The organism is Longimicrobiaceae bacterium (assembly GCA_035696245.1).
Classification (GTDB): Bacteria; Gemmatimonadota; Gemmatimonadetes; order Longimicrobiales; family Longimicrobiaceae; genus DASRQW01.
In genome coordinates this window covers 1-5,936 of sequence record DASRQW010000135.1, presented here as the reverse complement: position 1 = coordinate 5,936, position 5,936 = coordinate 1, and the positions used below count along the sequence as shown (strand labels likewise).

The 5,936-nt window shown below is 71.7% G+C and carries 8 protein-coding genes; 7 read left to right on the top strand and 1 reads right to left on the bottom strand.

Annotated features, from left to right (window positions below; all coding sequences use genetic code 11):
• Positions 1-1,642 (top strand): M14 family metallopeptidase (locus VFE05_06030; protein ID HET6229622.1); only part of this gene is annotated, 1,642 nt, incomplete at its 5' end.
• 172 nt (positions 1,643-1,814) lie between these two features.
• Here VFE05_06030 and VFE05_06025 read toward each other — a convergent pair.
• Positions 1,815-1,961: a hypothetical protein gene (locus tag VFE05_06025; protein ID HET6229621.1), complete on the bottom strand. Its 147-nt coding sequence runs from the start codon at positions 1,959-1,961 to the stop codon at positions 1,815-1,817.
• A 285-nt stretch (positions 1,962-2,246) separates the two neighbouring features.
• On the opposite strand from VFE05_06025, the gene VFE05_06020 reads away from it, so the two are divergent.
• From VFE05_06020 to VFE05_05995, 6 genes are all read left to right on the top strand, one after another.
• A complete protein-coding gene (locus VFE05_06020) occupies positions 2,247-2,435 on the top strand; it encodes a hypothetical protein (protein ID HET6229620.1) in 189 nt (62 codons plus the stop codon).
• 77 nt (positions 2,436-2,512) lie between these two features.
• Entirely contained in the window at positions 2,513-2,707 is a 195-nt protein-coding gene (locus tag VFE05_06015; protein ID HET6229619.1) for a hypothetical protein, read from the top strand.
• Positions 2,708-2,798: 91 nt separating this feature from the next.
• Positions 2,799-2,963 carry a hypothetical protein gene (locus VFE05_06010; GenBank protein HET6229618.1) on the top strand — a complete coding sequence of 55 codons (165 nt, stop codon included), beginning with the start codon at positions 2,799-2,801 and terminating at the stop codon, positions 2,961-2,963.
• Positions 2,964-3,174: 211 nt separating this feature from the next.
• Complete coding sequence (locus tag VFE05_06005) at positions 3,175-4,635, top strand: MATE family efflux transporter (GenBank protein HET6229617.1); 1,461 nt, start codon at positions 3,175-3,177, stop codon at positions 4,633-4,635.
• Positions 4,635-5,627, top strand: coding sequence for an aminoglycoside 3'-phosphotransferase/choline kinase family protein (locus VFE05_06000; GenBank protein ID HET6229616.1), 993 nt, complete (start codon positions 4,635-4,637; stop codon positions 5,625-5,627). Before VFE05_06005 ends, VFE05_06000 begins: the two co-directional genes overlap by 1 nt.
• Positions 5,628-5,714: 87 nt before the next feature.
• Positions 5,715-5,936 (top strand): VOC family protein (locus tag VFE05_05995; protein ID HET6229615.1); only part of this gene is annotated, 222 nt, incomplete at its 3' end.

Genomic DNA, 5,936 nt, shown 5'->3' with positions numbered 1-5,936 from the left:
CGAGGAGTTCGACCTGTTCTACCCCGCGTACGGCGACTCGTGGCCCAGCCTGACGGGCGCGATCGGGATGACGTACGAGCAGGCGGGCCACGGCGCCGCCGGCCTTGCGGTGGCGCGCGACGCGGGCGACACGCTCACGCTGCGCGACCGGGCGCTGCACCACTGGACCACCAGCCAGGCCACGCTGCGCACCGCCGCCGCGGGCAAGACGCAGCTGCTCAGCGACTACGCCGCGGGCTACCGCAGCGAGGGGCTGGGCGTGCAGGACTTCCTGCTCGTCCCCGGCGCCGACGCGGGGCGGGCGGAGGCGCTGGTCGCCCACCTGCGCCGCCAGGGCATCGAGGTGGAGCGGGCGAGCGGCGCCTTCTCCGCCCGCGCGTCCGCCTACCCGGGCTTCGACGCGCGCGGCAGCTTTCCCGCGGGCACGTACCGCGTGCGCGCCCGGCAGCCGCGCGGGCGCCTGGCCGTGACGCTGCTCCAGCCGGAGACGCAGCTCAAGGCCGAGTTCAGCTACGACATCGCCGCGTGGTCGCTGCCGTACGCGTACGGTGTGGCCGCGTACCGCACCGGCTCGCTGGGCGGCGGCGGCTGGGTGCCGGTGAGCGGCAACGGCGACGCGCCCCGTTCCCCGTCCGCGCAGCCCGCGGGCTACGGCTACCTCGTGGCCCCCGGCGCGCACGACGCCGCGGTGGTGCGCTTCCTCGCCTCCGGCGGGCGGGCGCGCGTGCTGGAGAAGCAGTCCACCTACGCTGGGCGCCGCTGGCCCGCGGGCACGTGGTTCATCCCCGTGCTGGGCAACGACTCGCTCCAGGCGCGGGCCACGCGCGCGGGCCTGGGCGGCGCCGCGGTGCCGGTCGCCAGCGGCCTCAGCGAGGGCGGCGTGGACCTGGGCAGCGACCGCGTGGCCGCCGTGCGCCTCCCGCGCGTGGCCGTGCTCTCGGGCGAGGGCATCTCGTCCACCTCGTTCGGCGCCATCTGGTACTACCTGGAGCAGGAGCTGGGCATGCCGTTCGACGCGCTCCAGGCATCGGACGTGGGCGACGCGGACCTGTCGCGCTACGACGTGATCGTGGTGCCCGACGCGTCACCCCGCGCCATTCCCAAGGCGTCCGGCGACCTGCTCAAGGCGTGGATGCAGGCCGGCGGGCGCGTGGTGGCCCTGGCCGGCGGCGCGGAGGTGATCGCCCCGCTGGTGGACGTGAAGGTCCGCGAGGCGCCCAAGGCCGACACGGCCCGCAACCGCTTCCTGGCGGGCCGCGAGGAGCGGCAGCGGCAGGAGTGGCGGCAGGAGGTGCCCGGCACCATCCTCCCGCTGCGGCTGGACCCGGCCAACCCGCTCGCGTGGGGCTCCGGGCTGGACGCGCACCCGGACCAGGCGTTCACGCTGCACCAGGGCACGCTCGTCTTCGAGCCGGCCGAGAACGTGGAGACCGCCGCGTACTTCCCGGAGCGCCTCACGCGCACCTCGGGCGTCATCTCGCCGGAGAACCTGAAGCGCAGCGAGCGCGGCGCGTGGCTGGTGCGCCGCCGCGTGGGCAGCGGCAGCGCCGTCCTCTTCGCCGACGACCCGCTCTTCCGCCTCTTCTGGCGCTCCACGCAGCCCATGTTCGACAACGCGCTGCTGCTGAAGACGGTGGACTGACGCGGGACGACCGATCGGCGGATGGATATCCCGCATCCGCCATCGTCAGCCGCCGTGACCGGTAGATGACGAAAGCCCCGGCAGCATTCACGCTGTCGGGGCCTTGTCGCGCACGACGAGGTCACTCAGACGACGCCCTCGGCTGCTCTCCCGCGACGTCGTGCAGCCTCGATTACGGGGTGCAGCAGGTGCCGTAGATGGTGGGCCTCGTGACGCACGCCGTTCCGGAGATCATCGCGACGCCCTCGTCCTTCCGCGCGCTCTCCGGCTCGAACGACACCACCTCGATCCGCTCGAAGTCCAGCTTGATCTTCTGCATTTGACGCTCCGGGAATGAGTGAATGATGGATGCGGAGAATACATTGTACCTATGCGATCTACGTCGCGAAAGGAGAATGGGCCCCGGCTGGCCCGCGGCCCTGGACGCGCCCGGTCGTAAAGAGTTTTGCGCACCCGCAGCTCGGGCCGAATCGCTTCTCGTTGCAGCAGCGGGAGATGTGTTGACGTGGGATGGATGGCGTGGATACGTTCCGTGACCATACGCGAACGCAGCCCTTCGGCTTGCCGGCCGTGCGCGGTGGCCCCTTTCAACGGAGGTCGAGCCATGAAGAAGCTGAGCCTGAACCCGGAAGCGCTGGACGTGGAGACGTTCGAGACGTCGCGCGCCAGGTCCGAGGCGGCGGGCACCGTGCACGGGCAGGCGTCGACGTACGCCTATCCCTGCCGCACCTATGCGGGCACCTGCGGCGCCTTCCCGTTCGCCGCGGACGACGCGGTCACGCACTGCGTCTGACCCTCACGGCAGGACACGGCGGGGCGGGGATGCCGTTCCTCCGTGCGTTCCACCCACCTCACGACGGAGACGAAGCCATGAAGAAGCTGAGCCTGAACGTGGAAGCGCTGGACGTGGAGACCTTCGAGACGACCGACGCGTTGCAGCCGGCGCGCGGCACCGTGAACGGCCAGGCGGGCACCAACGCGTACCCGTGCGTCAGCTATGGCCGCACCTGCGGCGCGCAGCCGTTCCTGGGCGGGGCGGACGCGGCGATCACCATCTGCATGTGACCGGCGGGCCGGCGGCGCGGACGCGTCGCCGGCATCCCATCCACCGGCACTCGTCATCCCTGGAGCGAGCGATGAGCAAGCTGAGCTTGGCGTGGACGCCCTGTGTGTGGAGAGCTTCGAGACGGCGGACGCGGCGGTGCAGGTCCGCGGCACGGTGCACGGCCAGCTGAAGACCGACGCGTATCCGTGCCGCACCTATGCTGGCACCTGCGGCCAGCAGCCGTTCGACGGCGACGGACCCACGCTCTGCGTGTGACCGGCTGGTAGGCGCCGCGGCGCCATCGAGGGATGCAGTAAGCCAGGCGGGCCCGGAACGCGTTTCCGGGCCCGCAGGCGTTTCCCGCGTTTTCCCATCTCCCGCATCTCCCGAAACGCCGCCGTTGTCCGCGGCGCCGCGCGACGTGAGATTGTCACGCTCTGCGCCGGACGCCTCGCCCGCGCGCTCCATCCCGCCAGGAACCCTCCCGATGTCCCAGCCCGCCGAGGCGCCCGTACCGCCCACCGTGCCCGAAGCCCTCGTCCTGCCGCCCGCACCCGAGCCGCCGTCGCGCTTCCGCGACTCGGTGCGCGAGGCGCTGCGCGGCTCCACGCGGGACTACACGCAGGGCCCCATCGGCCGCGCGATCCTGGTGCTCGCCATCCCCATGGTGCTGGAGATGGTGATGGAGAGCGTCTTCGCGGTGGTCGACGTCTTCTTCGTCGCGCACCTGGGCTCCACCGCCGTCGCCGCCGTGGGGCTCACGGAATCGATGCTCACGCTCATCTACGCCGTGGCGATGGGGCTGGCCATCGGCGCCACCGCCACCGTCGCGCGCCGGACCGGCGAGGGCGACCGCGAAGGTGCCGCGCGCGCCGCCGTGCAGGTGCTGGCGCTCGGCCTCGGCGTGTCGCTGGTGATCGGCGTCGTGGGCTTCCTGCTGGCGCCGCGGCTGCTGGGCGTGATGGGCGCCGCGCCGGATGTGATCGCGCACGGCTCGGCCTACACGCGCATCATGCTGGGCGGCAACGTGGTCATCCTCATGCTCTTCCTGGTCAACGCCGTCTTCCGCGGCGCGGGCGATGCGGCCATCTCCATGCGCGTGCTGTGGCTGGCGAACGGCATCAACATCGTCCTGTGCCCGTGCCTCATCCTGGGGCTCGGTCCGTTCCCCCAGCTGGGCGTGGCGGGCGCGGCGGTGGCGACCACCATCGGGCGAGGGACGGGGGCGCTGTACGCGCTTTCGCGGCTGGTTCGGCCGGGCGGGCGCGTGACCGTGGCGCGGCGGCACCTGCGGCTCATGCCGGACGTGATGGGCCGCATCGTGCGCCTCTCGGCGTCCGGCGCGTTCCAGGTGTTCGTGGGGATGGCGAGCTGGGTGGGCGTCACGCGCATCCTCTCCACCTTCGGCAGCGACGTGGTGGCGGGCTACACCATCGGCATCCGCATCGTGATCTTCGCGCTGCTGCCCTCCGCGGGGCTCAGCAACGCCGCGGCGACCATGGTGGGGCAGTCGCTCGGGGCGGGGAAGCCGCAGCGGGCCGAGCAGGCGGTGTGGCGCGCGGGCCTGTACAACCTCGTCTTCCTGGGCCTCACCGGCGCCGCGTTCGTCTTCTTCGCGGAGCCGCTGATCGCCATCTTCACGCAGGACCCGGCGGTGGCGAAGCACGGCGTGGGCGTGCTGCGCATCGTGGCGCTGGGCTTCCCGTTCTACGCGTTCGGGATGGTGTTCGGCATGTCGTTGAACGGCGCGGGAGACACGCGCACGCCCACCATCCTGAACCTCGTCGTCTTCTGGCTCTTCGAGATCCCGCTCGCCTACGTCCTCGCCAAGACGCTGGGGATGGGCCCGCGCGGCGTCTTCATCGCCCTCCCCATCGCCTTCTCCACCCACGCCGTCGTGAGCGGCCTCCTCTTCCGCCGCGGCCGGTGGAAGACGCGCACGGTGTGATGAACGGCCTCGGCGATCTGTCGGACCATGGGCTGCCCGACGGGCTCGCACCGCGCTTGCTCCCGCGCATCCGCACGCGCGAGGAGTACCGCGCATCGCCGCGCGACGAGGCGACGTACGTGCCCGCCGTGCGCGAGATCTGCCGCCGCCACGGGCTGCCGGCCGAGCCGCTGCGGAAGTACGCCAGCGGCTCCACCATCGTCTTCGCCGTGGGAGATGCGCTGGTCGTGAAGCTGTTCGAGCCCGTCTACTCGGCGGGGGCGGCTGTGGAGGCCGAAGCGCTGCGCCACGTCCACGGCCGCCTAGGCGTCTCCACGCCCGCCGTGCATGCGAGCGGGGAGATGGAGGATTGGCGCTACGTCGTCATGGACCGGCTCCCCGGCACCCCGCTGGCGGACGTGTGGGACTCGGTTTCGGCAGATGAACGGCGGTCGCTATGCCGCCAACTCGGCGCGGCACTCGCGCGGCTGCATGCACTGCCCACGGACGGGCTCGCGCTGCGCGGCCCCGCGTGGGACGAGTTCATCGCCGGGCAGGTCGGGGGATGCGTGGAGCGCCAGCGCGAACGCGGCCTCGCGGACGCATGGGTGGAGCAGATCCCTGGCTTCCTCGCGCCCGTGCATCTCCCGCACGTCGTTCCGGTGATGCTCCACACCGAGATCATGCGCGAGCACACGCTCGTCCAGCGCGGGGATGCGGGCTGGACCATCTCCGGCATTTTCGATTTCGAGCCCGCGATGCTCGGCGCGCCCGAGTACGAATTCGGCTCCGTCGGCGTCTTCTTCACCAGCGGCGACGCAGCCCTCTTCCGCGCCCTCCTGCTCGCGTACGGCTACACCGCCGCGGACCTCACGCCCGAGCTTCCCCGCCGCATCCTCGCGTACGCCCTGCTGCACCGGTACAGCAACCTCGCCTGGTATCTCAAGACCGTCCCGCCGCGAAGCGCGACAACGCTGGACGCTCTCGCCGAAGAGTGGTTCGGCACTGGTTGATCGGTTGATCGGCTGCGGGAGATGAGCGCCGATTCGGGCGATTCGGTAGATGCGTGCTGGTCCGCTTCGGATGATGGAGGAGAGACGATGGTCGAGAACCGCTCCGCCGCGCTGGGCACCGTGTTCCCCACGCTCGTCTACGACGATGTGGGCACGGCGATCGACTGGCTGTGCAACACCTTCGGTTTCAGAGAGCGCTACCGCTACGGCCCGCCCGGGCAACCGCAGGGCGCGATGCTCACCATCGGCGCTGGGTCCGTGATGCTCACCGCCGCGCGCGAAGCCGATCCATCGGGCGAGTGGTGGGGC

Excerpts from the sequence above, each read along its gene's own strand:
- VFE05_06025 (HET6229621.1), bottom strand. The coding sequence starts at position 1,961 with ATGCAGAAGATCAAGCTGGACTTCGAGCGGATCGAGGTGGTGTCGTTC.
- VFE05_06020 (HET6229620.1), top strand. The coding sequence starts at position 2,247 with ATGAAGAAGCTGAGCCTGAACCCGGAAGCGCTGGACGTGGAGACGTTC.
- VFE05_06015 (HET6229619.1), top strand. The coding sequence starts at position 2,513 with ATGAAGAAGCTGAGCCTGAACGTGGAAGCGCTGGACGTGGAGACCTTC.
- VFE05_06005 (HET6229617.1), top strand. The coding sequence starts at position 3,175 with ATGTCCCAGCCCGCCGAGGCGCCCGTACCGCCCACCGTGCCCGAAGCC.
- VFE05_06000 (HET6229616.1), top strand. The coding sequence starts at position 4,635 with ATGAACGGCCTCGGCGATCTGTCGGACCATGGGCTGCCCGACGGGCTC.